We start from the raw sequence: 15,139 nt of genomic DNA, 5'->3' as shown, positions 1-15,139 counted from the left end.
AGTTCACCGGGTTTCGACTCCCGCCTGCGTCGGTCGCTCAACCGGCGGTGGCTCGCTGGTTGAGCGGGCGAAGCGACGAGTCGACGTGTCGAAACCCGGCGCCGGGGTCAGCGGTTCGTGATCCGCGGGTCGATGACGGCCTTGACCTCGCCGAGCCGGTGCATATCGGCGATGCGATCCGAGGCCTCCTCCAGGCCGCAGGGAGCGGAGAACAGCTCGTCCCACGGGAAGCGGTCGGCGAAGGTGCGGAAGAACTCGATCGAGCGGTAGTAGTCGGAGACGTCGCCGTTGAGCGACCCCACGACCGTGAGCTCCTTGCCCATGATCGCCGACAGCGGGACGGGCTCTCCGGTCGGGCCCGTGGACCCCACGACGACGAAGGTGCCGCGCTGGGCGGCCATGCCGATCGCCTCCGGGCCGATGCTCGGCGCGCCGGCGAAGTCGAGCACCAGGTCGGCGCCCTGGCCGCCGGTCAGTTCCAGCACGCGCGCCACGGTCGCCTCCGAACCGCTTCGTGCGTCGTCGGGGGCGCCGATGTCGACGGTGTGATCGGCTCCGAAGCGCCGGGCCAGCTCGAGGCGCGCGGCGGGCGCGCCGACGGTGATGACGGTGCCCGCTCCCGAGATGCTCGCGACCGCGGTGGCGAAGAGGCCGAGGGCCCCGGAACCCTGCACCACGACGCGGGATCCGGGGCGTACGACGCCCGCCCGTTCGAAGGCGCGCAGCACGGTCTTCGCGGCGCAGCCGGCCGCCGACGCCCAGGTGTCCTTGACCTCGGCGGGCAGTCGCAGCTTCTGCGCGCCCGGGGTCGCATACGCGTACTCCGAGAGGCCCGCGGTGGCGTAGGGCGGCACGTCGGAGCGCTGCAGGAAGCCGTAGCCGCGCTTCGAGCAAGCGACCGGCTGGCGCAGTACGGTGCAGCCGAAGCACTCGCCGCAGACGGACTCCGACCAGCCGATGCGGTCGCCGACCGCGAGGGGCTCTCCGAGCGCGTCGACGGTGCCCTCGCCCACGGCGACGATCTCGCCGACCATCTCGTGGCCGAGCACCATGGGCAGCATCCCCGGGAAGCTCATCTTGCCCGCCCAGATCTCGATGTCGGTGCCGCAGAGCGTGGTGCAGGTGATGCGCACCAGCGCGGCCCCGGGCTCGACGCGCTCGGGGAGGGGCAGCTCCTGCAGCTCGAGCGCCGCGCCGTGCTCGGTCAGCACGGCCGCGAGGGTGGATGTGGGGATCGTCATCGAGTGCTCCATTCCGTGGGTTTCGGCATGGCGTCGTTGCCGGGATGCCGACGATGTGGTTTTATTCTACATACGTTGACCTAAACGGGAAGCCCGGGCATCCGATGTCCCCGAACGAGGGGAGCGGGCGGGGTCCCGATCCCTGGAGGAATGTGATGAGCTCGAGCGAAGCGACGATGCGGAGCGAGGCCCCGGTGCAGGACGGAGTCCACCCGGCCGCGCCGAACCGGGTCGCCGATCTGGTGCTGCGCGGCGGTGCGGTGCTGGTGATGGATCGGGTCGGCAGCCGAGCCGAGGCCGTCGCGGTGCAGTGCGGGCGCATCGCCGCGGTGGGTTCCGACGCGGAGATCGCCTCGTGGGTCGGCGACGGAACGAGGGTCGTCGAGCTCGGTGGGTGCGCGGTGCTGCCCGGCATCAACGACTCCCATCTGCACGGCGCCTGGCTCGGCGCGCGCTGGCCGCACACCTTCTTCAACGCCCCGGATCCGGAGGCCGCCGCCGGGGTGAGCGGGGTGCTCGCCGGCACCCGCGCCCAGCGCAGGGACGCGATCCTGCGCACCGGCCGGCTCCTCGCCGAGTACGGCATCACGAGCTACACCGAGCCGGGCATCGGCCCGGGCGAGGATGACGGCGAGACCGGCTGCTTCCACAGCGAGATCATCGACATCTATCGGGAACTCGCGGCCGAGGGGGCGCTGCTGCAGCGCGTCACGCTGCTCGCGCTGTACGGGGTGCTCGACGGGCCGAGCGACGTCGAGACTGTGCTGCGGGGGATCGCGGATCGCGCCGCGGCGGGCGCCGAAGCCGACCCCGCCTGGTTCAACGTGCCGGGTGTCAAGCTCTTCGGCGACCTGATCCCGCTGTCGCGCCAGGCGTGGACGGACCGCGCCTACGACGACGGCACCCACGGCGACCTGCTGGTGCGCGGCGACTCGATCGAGCAGAAGGCCGAGCGCCTCGCAGAGATGATCCGCGCCGCCCACCTCGCCGGGCTGCAGATCGGCCTTCACGCCACCGGCGACCGCACCATCCAGCTCGCGCTCGACGCCATCGCCGAGGCTGCCGCGGTGCCGGGCGCACCCTCGTCCCGGCAGCTGGGGCACGTGATCATCCACGGCGACCTTGCGACCGAGGCGCAGGTGCGGCGCATGGCGGAGCTCGGCGTGTGGCTCAACGCGCAGGCGGGCATCGCCGCCACCACGGGCGACTGGCTGGCCGGCATGATGGGGGCCGAGGCGGCCGCCGAGGCCTGGGTGTACGGCCCGGCGCTCGACGCGGGAGTGCTCGTGCTCTCCTCGGACGCCCCCGTGCTCGGTTTCGACTGGCGGCGCGGGATCGCCGACGCCGATGCGCGCATCGTCGAGATGGGCGGAGCGGCGTCGCCCGAGGCGGCGCGCGAGCGGCTGCACCGGTTGCTGCGTGCCTACACGGCCGTTCCCGCTGAGCAGGACGGCGCGGGGTCGTGGAAGGGCACCGTTTCGGTGGGCGGGGTCGCCGACCTCGTGGTGCTGGGGCGGGATCCCTTCGAGGTGGGTGCGGCCGGGCTGCCCCAGGTGCCGATCGAGTTGACCGTGCTCGACGGGCGCGTCGTGTTCGAGGGGTAGGGCCCGTTCCACCTCGCTGGTTGAGCGAGCGAGTCCGCTGGTTGAGCGAGCGAGTCTGCTGGTTGAGCGAGCGAGTCTGCTGGTTGAGCGAGCGAAGCGAGTCGAAACCAAGGCCCCTCGGTTTCGACTCGTCGCTGCGCTCCTCGCTCAACCAGCGGGAGCGGCGGCCGGTTGCCGCGACCCTGAGGGCGCCGCTCCGCCCGCGGCTCAGGTGAGCAGCTGCCCGCCGTCGACCGCGAGGCTCACACCCGTGATGTGCGCCGCGCCCCCGCCCGCGAGGAAGACCACCGCCGGGGCGATGTCGCCGACCCTGGCGAGGTCTCCGAGCGGGATGCGGCTCGACCACGCCTCGCGCGCCGGCGATCCCTCGGGCATGCCCATCTCGAGCATGGGGGTGAGCACCGGACCCGGAGCCACCGCGTTGACGCGGATCCCGTGCGCCGCCAGCTCGATCGCGGCCCAGCGCGTCACGGAGTCGACCGCGGCCTTGCTCGACTCGTAGGCGCCCATGCCGGGGGTCGGCTGGCGCCCGCCGATCGAGGAGATGTTGACGATCGCGCCCCCGCCTCCCGCGGCGATGCGGTGCTGGGCGAAGGCCCGGATCATGGTGAAGGTGCCGATCACATTGACCTCGAGGATCGACCGGTAGGCCTCGGGATCGAGCTCGGTGACGGCCCCGTGCACCGAGAGGATGCCCGCGTTGTTCACGAGCACGTCGACGCCGCCCGCGCCTCCCTCCCGCGTCGGCTGCGCGAACGCGGCCGTCACCGCTGCGGCGTCGGTGATGTCGAGCGCGAGTCCGCTCGCGTTCGCGCCGAGCGCTTCGGCTGCCGCACTCACCGCCGCGGCGTCGCGATCCGCGAGGATCACGCGGTCTCCGGCCTCGATGAATGCGCGGGCGATGCCCTGGCCGATGCCGCCGGCGCCGCCGGTGATGAGGACGGTGCGGGATGAGGTCACGGTGACTCCTTCGTCGTGGGTCGCGCCGGTCCGCAGCGGACCGGCCTGGATCGATTGCGATTTATATTATACGATTGTAGAAAATAAAGGGCAACGGGTTCGCGCAGCGGATCCCGATCCCGAATCTCAGGCCTGCAAGGAGGCGGTTGTGGAGTTCAGCGGCAAGGTTCCCGTTCGGAAGCTCGGACCCGGAGGGCCCGAGGTGCCGGTGTTCGCGCTCGGATCCTGGAACATCTGGGACCGCATGGAGGCGGCGGATCGCCGCGCGCTGATCGAGCGCGCGGTCGAGGCGGGCTCGGCGTTCTTCGATGTGGCCTACTACAACATGGGGCCGCACGCCGAGGCCTCCCGCACCGACCTGCTCTTCGGCGAGGCGATCCGGGATCTCGGGCTCGACCGGTCCGAGTACCGGCTCTGCGGCAAGCTCTGGCTGTGGGAGTACCCGCAGACCGGCTTCGCCGAGCAGATGGACGTGTCGCTGGGGAGGATCGGTGCAGCCGGCGCCGATCCCGGATCGTTCGAGACGGTGGTCGTGGGCGACTTCATGGGCGACATCGACATCGCGCAGGTGGTGCGCGACGTGCAGGCGGAGATCGATCGCGGCAGCTTCGCGAGCTGGGGCGTCAACAACTGGCCCGCCGAGGCGCTGCAGCTGGCCCTCGACACGGCGGCCGCAGAGGAGCTGACGGCCCCGAGCTTCGCGCAGCTCAAGTACGGCCTGGTGCGTCGCAGCATGGCGGAGGGGGAGTTCTACGGGCGGTGGTTCGCCGACGGCACGCTCGCGCTGCAGGCCTCGGACGCCTTCGAGGGCGGGATCCTCGTCGGCAAGCTCACCCCCGGGCGCAAGATCGGTGCGGACGTCGGCGGCATCCGCGAGCGGATCGTCGAGGCGTACCCCGAGGTCGAACGGATCGCGGTGTCCCTCGGCGCGACCCCCGCGCAGCTCGGTATCGCGTTCTGCCTCGCGAACCCCGCCACCGCGAACGTGCTCTTCGGTGCCTCGAGCGTGTCGCAGCTGAACGACAATCTGGGTGCGATCTCGCTGCTCGAGCGCGAGGGAGCGGAGCGGATCCGCGAGGCCACGGCCGGGCTCTGGCTGGACCGCGAGGTGCGCGCCGACGGGGTCTGGGCGCCATCCGCGCCCTGAGCCCGGCGGGCGCCGCCCGCTATCCGAAATGCGGAGTCCCAGATGGCTGCTTCGTGCGCGGGGAAGCCGCCATCTGGGACTCCGTGTTTTTCGTGGGGGGATGGCGAGTCGGAGGGTGCGGCCATGGAGATGTCCGAGACACGAGTGGCGGGGTGATGACCTGCTGTGCGTGCTGCACCTGCTGCACTCGCCGCAGTCGCAGAGATGCGAAGAGTCGGAGTGAAGGTGAAGCGGCTGCGCAGCCGAGCTTCGCTCACAGTCGGCCGAGATGCCTCCAGAAGCCGAGATTGTGCAGTCGTGTTGTGGACAACGCGGCTCGGGTGCGCGCGATCGGCTCACATGGTGGGTATGCCGCAACCACCTGCTCCGCTTCCGAGGGCTTTCTCCGGCAGCCCCTTCACAGTTGCTGAGGCCATGGCCTCAGGAGTGCAACGGCATCGACTCAGGGCCGGTGACCTCAGCCGGGAGTTCTACGGAGTGCGCGCTCCTCGTGGTGAGAGCGTCGAGCTCGTGGATCGGTGCCGGCTGCTGCTCACCGGCAAACCGCAGAACTGGGCCATATGCGGCCCGACGGCCGCTCTGCTCCACGGGCTGCCGCTGCCCCGCGCGCTCGAGTGCGAGCAGCGGCTGCACGTGATCGCCCGCGCGGGGGCGAATGTGCCGCGAACCGGTGGGGTGATCGGGACGCGGACGAGGCTCGCGCTGCCGACGTGCGAGGTGCGGGGTGTGCGTGTGCTTGCGCCGGAGTACGCCTGGGCCTCGCTCGCGCCGCTGATGCGGACCGATCTCGCGCTGATCGTGGCGGGTGAGCGGTTGTGGGATCGGTTCGAGCCGTTGGTGTCCGTGGAGCAGGTGGACGCGATGCTCGCCGGGCTGAGCCGCTGGAAGGGCATTGCGCGGCTGCGGCGTGCGCGTGCTCGGATGCGCCCCGGGACTCACTCGCCTCGGGAGACGAGGTTGCGCCTCAATCTCGAGAAGTACGGTATCCCCACGGGGGTGCCGAACGGCCGTATTGACCTCGCCGGTGGCGAGGTGTTCTACGGGGATCTGGTGCTGTACGAGTACAAGATCGTATTCGAGTACGATGGCGAGCACCACGGAGCGGACGGTCAGCGCGGCATCGACGCGCGCCGCCTGAACGCGCTCACGGCCGAGGGATGGCTGCTGGTGCTCCTCACCCGCCATGACGGGGTGGGCGATCAGCTGCGGGCCGCGAGGCGAGCGCTGCGCGCTCGCGGATGGAGCCCCGCGAGGTGATGGCGACCTTTCGCTCCGAGAACGCGGAGTCCCAGATGGCTGCTTCCGCTGTGGCGAAGCAGCCATCTGGGACTCCGCGTTTGTCCTGGCGAGCGGTTACCCCAGGAACTGGATCGCGGCCGCGCGGAACTCGAGGCTGTCGAGCGCGCCGCGGTGATCGCCGGGCACGTGGGTGAGGGACCCCTGGGGGAGCGCCTCGGCGAGGCCCTCGACGCCCCGCGTCATCTGGTCGGTGCTGCCCGCGACGAGCAGCACGGGGACCGCGGGGGCCGACTCCTGCGGAGCGAAGGGCTCGGAGGCGAGGCCCGGGATCAGCCGCGCGAGCGAGGCCGTGTCGCGGCCGGGGGCCGAGATCATGCCGGCCATCATGCCCACCAGCGGATTGGCGGGATCGGCGCCGCCGAGCACCGCTTCGAGGTCGGCGGGGTCGATCGCGGCGAACGGTTCGAAGGGGCTGAGTCCGCCGAGCACCACTCGGCGCACCCGCGGAGACGCTGCGGGCAGCTCCCAGGCGAGTCGGGCCCCGAGCGAGTAGCCGACCACGTCGAAGTCGCCCTCGGGGGCGGCCGCTGAGACGGCCTCGAGGATCGCGGCCACGACCGCCGAGGTCGTTGCCTGCTCGGCGGGGTCGATCGCCGACTCGATCGCCGGGCTCTCGCCGTGGCCGGGGAGATCGACCGCGATTACGGAGCGCCCGGCCGCGTGCAGGGACTCGACCCAGCCGGTCGAGAGGAAATCCTCGGCGGCACTGGACGCGAAGCCGTGGAGGAGCACGACCGGGGGCTGCGTGCCATCTGCCGCGGGGAAGTGGTGGACTGCGAGAACCATGGTGGCCTTTCGACGGTGAAGCGGCGGGTGGATGCGGTGAACCGCGGTGCAGCGAAGCGGGAATCCTGGATCCGGGCCCCGGGATCCAGGAATCCGGCCCTCCGACGCGGGAGGGACGAGCACTCCGCTGTTTTTCTATGATAGTAGAAAATAAATCGAAGCGGCGCTGGACATTTTGTTTCTACGATTGTAGAGTTTCCCGCAGGCCATCACTCCGGACACCGTCGTCCCGCTCTGTCGGGGCGGCCCGCACAGCTAAGGACGATCTCCATCATGACCGCAACTCCCGAACGCATCGTCGACATCGCCATCGGCTTCATGGGCGCGAAGCAGCTCGACGCCGCGAGCCGCATCGGCGTCTTCAAAGCGCTCGCCGACGGCCCGAAGAGCGTCACCGAGCTGGCGGACGCCACGCAGCACTCCGAACGCCAGGTGCGCACGCTGGCCGACGCCATGAATGCGCTCGGGCTGCTCGAGCGCAAGGACGGCGCCTACTCGCTCGAGGCCGACGCCGAGAAGTACCTCTCGGGCAACGGAGAGATCGACCTCACCCCGTTCATCGCTTTCCTGGGCGACATCAGCTACAAGCAGTGGCTCGGTTACGACAAGACCGTCGACACCGACGAGGCCGGCACGCTCGACCTCGACGAGGCCGGCTGGGGCGACTTCATGAACGGCGTCATGACCTACAACGCGCTGCACGCCGAGCAGTTCGGCGAGGCCTTCGATTTCTCGGGGTTCCGCAATGCTCTCGATTTCGGGGGTCTCGCCGCGGGATTCTCGATCGAGGCGATGCAGCAGAATCCCGAGCTCACGACGCGCTTCGTCTACGCGCCGGGCTTCACCGACGGCATCGCCGCGGCGGCCGAGCAGGCCGGCGTCTCCGACCGCATCACCCTGGAGGAGGGCGCCACGGAGTCGACGGAGCCCGGCGGCGAGCACGACCTGCTGCTGCTCACCCACGTGCTGCACCGCTTCGACGAGGCCCAGAACCGCGCGATCCTCGCCGCGGCCCGCGGTGCGGCCGCCGAGGGCGCGACCCTGCTGCTGCTCGACTTCTTCCTCGACCAGGACGGCACGCAGCGCGCCATCGACGCCCTGCACGCCGGCGAGTACTTCAACATCGATGGCACGCTCGTCTACCCGATCGAGCAGGTCGAGGGCTGGCTCGCCGAGACCGGTTGGAAGTCCGATCGCCTGGTGGCGCTGCCCGGCAGCCCGCGCGTGCTCGTCGCCACCGCGGTCTGAGCGACTCGAAGAACGAAGCGCAGACGAGCGCCGTGCCCATGATCACCACCGTGCTGGGGCGAGTCGACGCCGGATCGCTCGGCACGGTGCTCGCCGCGGAGACGCTGCTGTGCGCTCCGCCCGCGGGCCGCGGGAACGCCGGCCGACCCGCGAGCGAGGCGCACTTCGAGCGCGTGCCGGTGACGATGGATCGCCTGGGGCGGCTGATGATGGGGGCGGCGAACCGCGACGATCGCACCATCGACGGCGCGGAGACCGAGGCCGCCCTCGATGCGCTCGCCGCCGCGGTGCGAGAGCCGGGTGACGGTGACGGCCCGCATGCCGGCGCCGCGGGATCGGACGGTTCAGGATCCGGCGGTGCGGCACCGAGCGGCGCGGCGTCCGGCGTCGCGGGATCGGGCACCGGCACGCGATTCGGAGCGCCCCCCGCGGTCGTCGCGCTGGCCGGCCGCGGATCGAGCGCGGATCCCGCGCTCCTCGCCGCGCTCAGCCGGGCGAGCGGGGTGGCGATCGTGCGCGGTGTCGACGGCTCCGCGGGGCAGGGCCGGGCAGATGTCCCGGCCGATCCCGAGACCCTCGCCGCCCGCATCGCCGAGGCGCTGCGGGCGACGGAGCACCCTGCGGGGGCGGTCGGCGCCCTCCCGCTGCCCGGCGGTCCCGGGGCCGGTCCCGGGGTCGATCGCGCTGACGCCGCGCGGATCGAGGCGGCGGCGGTCGCCGCGCACGACGCCGGGGTCGCCCTGGTGCTCGCGCCGCGCTCGGATCCCTGGAGCATCGCGCCGACGGGCCCGTCCGACGCCGACGCGCTGCGCCGCGCGCTCGCCGCCGTCGATGCCGCCGGGCTCGACCGCTCGCGGGTGGTGCTCGCCGGTGCCGCCGCGTACGTCGCGAACCGCGACGATGCGGGGGAGCCGGGGGTCGGCATCGACCGGGCTCGCCTCGCGATGCTGCTGGAGCACGGCACGGCGCTCTGCTTCGACGATCTGGGACGGATCCCGAACGTGCGCACGGTCGTATCCGATCACGACGTCGCGGTCGCGATCCTGCGCTGCGCCGAGCACGGAGCGGGGGATCGGATCCTGCTCAGCAGCGGGATCCGCAACAAGCACCGCCTCACCGCCTTCGGGGGCAACGGTCTCGAGTTCGTGCCGCAGCAGTTCCTGCCCTACCTGCGGATGCTCGGAGCGGACGACGACCTGGTGCGCGCGGTCGGCGGGGCCAACGCGGCCGGGGTGCTGGCGCATGCGACGACGGGGGAGGCGGAGGTATGAGCGGAACGGATTCCCGGATCATGCGGCTTTCCGGCGCGGCATCGGAGCCGCGACCGGCGGATCTCGACCGACTCGAGATCCCGAACCTCGAGGGCCTGGCCCAGACCGTGCTCGGCCCCGTGCGGCCGGAGGAGCTCGGCCCCACCCTGATGCACGAACATCTCTTCCTCGACATCCGGCGCCCCGCGCACACGTCCAATCCGCGGCCGGGGGAGTGGGAGGCCGCGGCGCAGCATCCGCTGGCCCTGGAGAACCTCGCGGCGGTGCGCCGCGGCCGGCCCAGCGCCGACAACGACATCCTCGGCGACTTCGACGAGATGTTCGACGAGGTCGGCGACTTCGTGCGCCAGGGCGGCGGCACCATGGTCGAGGTGACGAATGTCGGCATCGGGCGCGACGCGCACGCCCTGGCCCGGCTGAGCCGCGCCTCCGGACTGCACCTCGTCATGGGGGCCGGGTGGTACCAGAAGGATCTGCACCCCGCGGGCTTCCCCGACCGCAGCCTCGAGGAGCTGACGGCCGAGATCGTGCGAGACATCGTCGTCGGTGCGGCGGACGCCGAGGGGCGCGGCACCGGGATCCGATCCGGCATCATCGGCGAGGTGGGCGCCGAGGGCGATCCCGTCGACCCCCAGGAGATGCGCAGCGTGCGCGCCGCAGGCCGGGCCTCGGCGATCACGGGCGCGCCGATCACCCTGCACATGGGCGGGTTCGGCGAGGCCAAGCTGCGGGTGCTCGACGCGCTCGAGGAGGAGGGGGCGGATCCGCGCTCCGTGATCTTCGGGCACGCGGGGTCGATCGCGGACGACATGGATCTCGCCAGGCGGCTGCTCTCGCGGGGCGTTGCGGTCGAGGCCGACTTTCTCGGCACGACGGGCAGCCCCTGGGGCACGCTCTTCCCCTTCACCGACCGCGGTGTGGCGCGGGGTTTCGCCGAACTCGTCGCCGATGGCTGGGGCTCGCAGCTGGTGCTCGGCGGCGACGTCTGCCAGCGGGTGCAGCTGCGCCGCTGCGGCGGTCACGGCTACGGGTACGTCGTCGACCACTTCCTGCCGACGCTGGCCGAGTTCGGGGTGGATCGGGCCGCCCTCGACCGGATCATGGTCGAGAACCCTGCGCGGCTGCTCGCCTTCCGGCCCCCGCGAGAGCGCTGAGCGCCGAGCGCCGGGAGCTGAGCGCCGTGCGTCAGTCGGCGCGGCGCAGGCGCGCGATGAAGTCGGTGACCTGGGCCTCGAGCACGTCGATGCTCACGTGCTCCGGGCTGACGACGCGCACCACGGTGGCGCCGATGTTCATCATGACGATCTCGTCGACGAGCTGCTCGTCGGGGGTCGGGATGACGATGTCGCCGTCCTCGCGCCCCTCGCGCAGATACTGCCGGTGCATGGCCTTCCAGGAGTCGAGGTGCTCGCTGTACCCGTGGTCGAGCTCGGGACTGAACGCGCAGCGCTCCCAGAACGAGAGCAGCACCCGGGCGGCCGTGGCGTCCCCCTCCTCGATCGGCAGGGTGAAGCGCATCGACATCTCGAGGGCCTCGATGCCGCGCTTGCCCGCGACGTGGGCGGCGAGCCGGTCGCCGAGGCCGTGCAGCGAGCGCTCGTAGGCGCCCTTGATGATCTGGTCCTTGCCCGTGAAGTAGTGCTTCAGCGCCCCGTTGGCGAAGCCGGCGCGAGACGCGATCTCCCGCATCGTCGCGGCCTCGATCCCGCCCTCCACGATCAGCTCCCAGGTGACGTCGACGATGTCGCTTCGTCGTTGATCGTGATCGATGATCTTCGGCATGGCGGCTTCCTTCGGCGTGCGGCGGAGTTTTTCTCCTCCAGTGTAGACGGAAAATTGCTTCGCATGCCGAGCGCGCATCGATCGCACCTTTACAAGGGCTATGCGCTCAGGATCAACTCGCTCTGCGCCGACCTGCCTAGCATCGGAGGATGCTTCACCGACGAAGAGTACGCAGGTCACTGTCCATCACCGTGCTCGCCGCGCTCGCGGCGACCTCCGCCTGGGCCATCGGTGCCACCCCGGCCGCAGCGGCGGAACCGTACACCGGCACCGTGAGCATCGTGCACATCAACGACGTGCACTCCAACGTCTTCGAAGGCGAACCCGGCATCGGCTATGGGCGCGCCGCCGCCTATGCGGAGGCCGTGCGATCCGAGAATCCGAACACGATGTTCCTCGACGCCGGCGATGTCTTCGCGGGGAGCCCCTATTCTGCCATCGACGAGGCAGCGAGCCTGATCCCGGTGCTCAACACGCTCGGGCTGGACGCCATGACGCTCGGCAACGCGGAGTTCACCTACGGGTCGTCGGTGCTCGAGCAGCGCATGGCCGAGCTGGGCTATCCCGTGCTCGGCGGCAACATGGTGTACCGGGACACTCAGGCGCCGATCGCGCCGACCACCACCGTGCTGACGCTCCCGAACGGGATGACGGTCGGCCTCGTGGGCGTCACCACGCCGGCCTCCGGTCTGATGGGGGCGAACGACCTCGAATACGTGGACGCCATTGAGGTCGCGCGCGAGGGCGTCGCCGATCTGCGCGCGCAGGGCGTGGATCTGCTGGTCGGTCTGGTGCACCTCGGCGAGCTCGACAGCGAGATGTCGAGCCCGAGACTCGCCGAGGCGATCACCGACTTCGACGTGATCATCGACGGGCACAGCCACACCGCCTTTCCCGAGGGCCTCGTGGTCGATGGAACGCTGATTGCGCAGGCCGGCGGATTCTCCGAGTACATCGGCCGCGTCGACCTTGAGCTGGTGGATGGCGAGGTGCGGTCCGTATCCGCCGAGCTCCGCGATCTCGCGGCGCTCTCTGAGCTCCCGCCGCGACCGGAGACTCAGGCGGCCCTCGAGCAGTTGCGCTCGGACGTCGACGCGCAGTTTGCCGAAGAGATCGGCTCCACCCTCGTCCACCTCGACGGATCGCGCTCTCTCGTGCGTACCGGAGAGGCTGCCGTCGCCAACATGTTCGCCGATGCGGTGCGGGAGGCGACCGACGCCGATATCGCATTCCTCTCGGCCGGCTACGTCGGCGGGAACATTCCTCCCGGCCCGATCACCCGACGGCAGCTCTTCGAGATCGCGCGGGTGGACACCGGCATCGTCACGAAGCGCATGACCGGGCAGCAGATCCTCCTCTACATCGACCGGTGCATCCGAGACTTCCCCGCGGAGTCCGGAGAGTTCATCCACGTCAGCGGCGCCGCCTACCAGATCGACGCGGACGGCGCTCCGAAGGTGCACAGCGTCACGGTCGGCGGCGAACCGATTGGACCCGAGACCGTTTACACGGTGGCGCTGCCGGCGGGAGGGGCCGAGTTCCCTGGTGCGATCGATGCGGAGACGGTCGCGGATCACGGATCCGCGACGCCGATGCTGGAGACCTATCTGGTGCGACACAGCCCCGTGTCGCCCGTGCTCGAGGGCCGCATCCTGCTTGCGGAGACCCCGATCCCCGGAGAGCCCGGCTCGGGCGGACCCGACGGCGATGGGCGCGACGCCGAGAGCGGCGCAGACGGCCACTCCGCCGCGAGCGGCGATTCCGGAGCCGGCGGCGACTCGCAGGGCGGCGGCGACGCGGCCGGATCCGGCCAGAGCGCGGGGGATCGCGGAACCGGGGCGTTCAGCGGCGAAGCAGAGATCGCGCGCACCGGAGGCGAGACCCCGAGCTTGGCGCTCGCAGTGTCGCTGATCTGCATCGTCGGTGGTCTGGCGCTCGCCCTGGGGCGCCGAGCCCTCCGGCGCGGTTGACCCGTACCGCAGGCGCTTTGACTCAGCGGGCACAAGACACGTCCGCTCTCGACCGCCGAGGTGCAGTGATGGGATTCTGAATGGAACTGTGCGGTGACGGAGCCGCGCGCGAGAGGAGTTCTGATGTCGAACCAGTCAGGAACGGCCGCGGCGCCGAAGAGCGCGATCGTGGTGGGAGCGGGATCTGCGGGATCGGTGGTCGCGCGTCGGCTCTCCGACGCCGGTGTCGAGGTGACGCTGCTGGAGGCCGGCGGCGAGGACACCAACCCCGCGATCCACGATCTGAGCCGCATGGGGGAGCTGTGGCACAGCCCCGACGACTGGGACTACTTCACGGTGCCGCAGGAGGGCGCCGGCGGACATCGCCTGCACTGGCCGCGCGGCAAGGTGCTGGGCGGATCCCACTCGCTGAACGCGATGATCTGGGTGCGCTGCGTGCCGGAGGACTTCGATCACTGGGCGTCGCTCGGCAACCCCGGCTGGGAGTGGGAGAACGTGCTGCCCGTCTACCAGGCGATCGAGAACTACCGGGGTGCGGGCGACCCCGCGCTGCACGGTACGGGGTCGGACGGCACGACCGGGCTGCTCGACGTCACCGACGAGTACGAGCTGTCGCCGATCCAGCAGTCCATCATCGACGCAGCGGTCGAGGAGGGGCTGCCGCGCAACCCCGACTACAACGGAGCATCGATCGAGGGCGTCTCGCAGCAGCAGGTGACCATCCGCGACGGCAAGCGCTTCAACACCTACATGGCGTACATGAAGCCGGTGCGGGATCGCATCACGCTCGAGGTGGGCTGCCACGTGCACGAGTTGATCTTCGCCGACGATGCCGACGGGGCCGGCGGCGGCCGTCCGCGGGTGGTCGGCGTGCGCTTCGCTCAGGGCGGCCAGCTGCGCGAGCTGTTCGCCGACGAGGTGATCCTCGCCGCGGGTGCGATCGATTCGCCGCGGGTGCTGCTGCGGAGCGGGATCGGGCCGTCCGACGAGCTGCGCGAGGTGGGCATCGCGCCCCGCGTCGACCTGCCCGGCGTCGGCAAGAACCTGCACGACCACTACCTCTCGCCGGTGATCTTCGACACCGCGACGCCGATCGATCCGCCGCGCGAGGGCGTGTCGGTGACGCAGTCGCACCTGTTCTGGAAGAGCCGGGAGGATCTCGACCGGCCGGATACGCAGCCGATCCACTTCTCGGTACCGATGTACGGAGACTTCCTGGAGCCGAAGGGCAGCAACGGCTTCTCGCTGCTGGCGGGCCTGGTGACTCCCGAGTCGCGGGGTGATATCCGGCTGTCGGGCCCGAATCCCGAGGATCCGCTGCTGCTGGATCCGCACGCGCTCGAGCACGAGGATGACGTCGCATCGCTCGTCGCGTCGGTGCGGCAGTGCCGCAGTATCGGCCGGCAGTCGGCGCTCGCGGCCGCACCCGAGGACGGCGGCTGGGGTGCCACCGAGATCTATCCCGGCCCGGAGGTGGGCGACGGCGAGGAGCTCGTGGAGTACGTGCGGAACACCCTGGCGACGTACCACCACCAGGTCGGCACCTGCAAGATGGGCGTGGACGAGCTGGCCGTGGTCTCGCCGCGGCTCGCGGTGCACGGGGTCGACGGGCTGCGGGTGATCGACGCGTCGATCATGCCGCGCGTCACGACGGGCAACACCAACGCCCCCGCCGTGCTGATCGGCGAGCTGGGCGCGCGCTTCGTGCTGGCCGGTGAGCGGTAGGAGCAGCCTGCGCCGCTGATCGAGCGAGCGGAGCGCAGAAGCTCACTCGCTGATTGAGCGAGCGGAGCGAGCGTCGTGCTGAGCGAGGAACGCAGCGACGAGTCGA

Annotated in this window: 12 protein-coding genes; 8 read left to right on the top strand and 4 right to left on the bottom strand. The window is 71.0% G+C overall.

The annotated features are described in order from the left end of the window. Positions 1-107: 107 nt before the first annotated feature. Positions 108-1,241, bottom strand: coding sequence for a zinc-binding dehydrogenase (locus AMS65_RS00710; RefSeq protein WP_053382298.1), 1,134 nt, complete (start codon positions 1,239-1,241; stop codon positions 108-110). Between the two features lie 155 nt (positions 1,242-1,396). On the opposite strand from AMS65_RS00710, the gene AMS65_RS00705 reads away from it, so the two are divergent. Continuing rightward, positions 1,397-2,845, top strand: a complete 1,449-nt coding sequence (locus tag AMS65_RS00705; RefSeq protein ID WP_241489288.1) for an amidohydrolase — start codon at positions 1,397-1,399, stop codon at positions 2,843-2,845. A 207-nt stretch (positions 2,846-3,052) separates the two neighbouring features. On the opposite strand, the gene AMS65_RS00700 is transcribed toward AMS65_RS00705, so the two are convergent. Beyond that, a complete protein-coding gene (locus AMS65_RS00700) occupies positions 3,053-3,805 on the bottom strand; it encodes an SDR family NAD(P)-dependent oxidoreductase (protein WP_053382265.1) in 753 nt (250 codons plus the stop codon). Positions 3,806-3,953: 148 nt separating this feature from the next. On the opposite strand from AMS65_RS00700, the gene AMS65_RS00695 reads away from it, so the two are divergent. Together AMS65_RS00695 and AMS65_RS00690 are read left to right on the top strand one after the other, a co-directional pair. Then, positions 3,954-4,952 carry an aldo/keto reductase gene (locus AMS65_RS00695; protein WP_053382264.1) on the top strand — a complete coding sequence of 333 codons (999 nt, stop codon included), beginning with the start codon at positions 3,954-3,956 and terminating at the stop codon, positions 4,950-4,952. Between the two features lie 414 nt (positions 4,953-5,366). Continuing rightward, positions 5,367-6,209, top strand: coding sequence for a hypothetical protein (locus tag AMS65_RS00690; RefSeq protein WP_157501997.1), 843 nt, complete (start codon positions 5,367-5,369; stop codon positions 6,207-6,209). Positions 6,210-6,305: 96 nt separating this feature from the next. On the opposite strand, the gene AMS65_RS00685 is transcribed toward AMS65_RS00690, so the two are convergent. Continuing rightward, a complete protein-coding gene (locus tag AMS65_RS00685; RefSeq protein WP_053382262.1) occupies positions 6,306-7,037 on the bottom strand; it encodes an alpha/beta fold hydrolase in 732 nt (243 codons plus the stop codon). Positions 7,038-7,310: 273 nt separating this feature from the next. Between AMS65_RS00685 and AMS65_RS00680 the strand changes: the two genes are divergently transcribed. The 3 genes from AMS65_RS00680 to AMS65_RS00670 are packed head-to-tail and all read left to right on the top strand — an operon-like array spanning position 7,311 to position 10,710. Then, positions 7,311-8,285: a methyltransferase family protein gene (locus AMS65_RS00680; protein WP_053382261.1), complete on the top strand. Its 975-nt coding sequence runs from the start codon at positions 7,311-7,313 to the stop codon at positions 8,283-8,285. 38 nt (positions 8,286-8,323) lie between these two features. Then, entirely contained in the window at positions 8,324-9,556 is a 1,233-nt protein-coding gene (locus AMS65_RS00675; protein WP_053382260.1) for an amidohydrolase family protein, read from the top strand. Then, positions 9,553-10,710 carry a phosphotriesterase family protein gene (locus AMS65_RS00670; protein ID WP_241489287.1) on the top strand — a complete coding sequence of 386 codons (1,158 nt, stop codon included), beginning with the start codon at positions 9,553-9,555 and terminating at the stop codon, positions 10,708-10,710. The genes AMS65_RS00675 and AMS65_RS00670 overlap by 4 nt, the downstream gene beginning before the upstream one ends. 31 nt (positions 10,711-10,741) lie before the next feature. Here the strand turns inward: AMS65_RS00670 and AMS65_RS00665 are convergent, their stop codons facing one another. Next, positions 10,742-11,338, bottom strand: coding sequence for a TetR/AcrR family transcriptional regulator (locus tag AMS65_RS00665; protein ID WP_053382258.1), 597 nt, complete (start codon positions 11,336-11,338; stop codon positions 10,742-10,744). Positions 11,339-11,487: 149 nt separating this feature from the next. Between AMS65_RS00665 and AMS65_RS00660 the strand changes: the two genes are divergently transcribed. After that, positions 11,488-13,308 carry a bifunctional metallophosphatase/5'-nucleotidase gene (locus AMS65_RS00660; protein WP_083451386.1) on the top strand — a complete coding sequence of 607 codons (1,821 nt, stop codon included), beginning with the start codon at positions 11,488-11,490 and terminating at the stop codon, positions 13,306-13,308. Positions 13,309-13,431: 123 nt separating this feature from the next. After that, the gene (locus AMS65_RS00655) at positions 13,432-15,033 is read left to right on the top strand and encodes a GMC family oxidoreductase (RefSeq protein WP_053382256.1); all 1,602 of its coding nucleotides are present in this window, start codon (positions 13,432-13,434) and stop codon (positions 15,031-15,033) included. The last annotated feature ends 106 nt before the right edge of the window (positions 15,034-15,139 follow it).

The organism is Leucobacter celer subsp. astrifaciens (genome assembly GCF_001273835.1).
GTDB lineage: Bacteria > Actinomycetota > Actinomycetes > Actinomycetales > Microbacteriaceae > Leucobacter > Leucobacter celer.
This window is presented reverse-complemented; position numbering and strand designations above follow the sequence as displayed.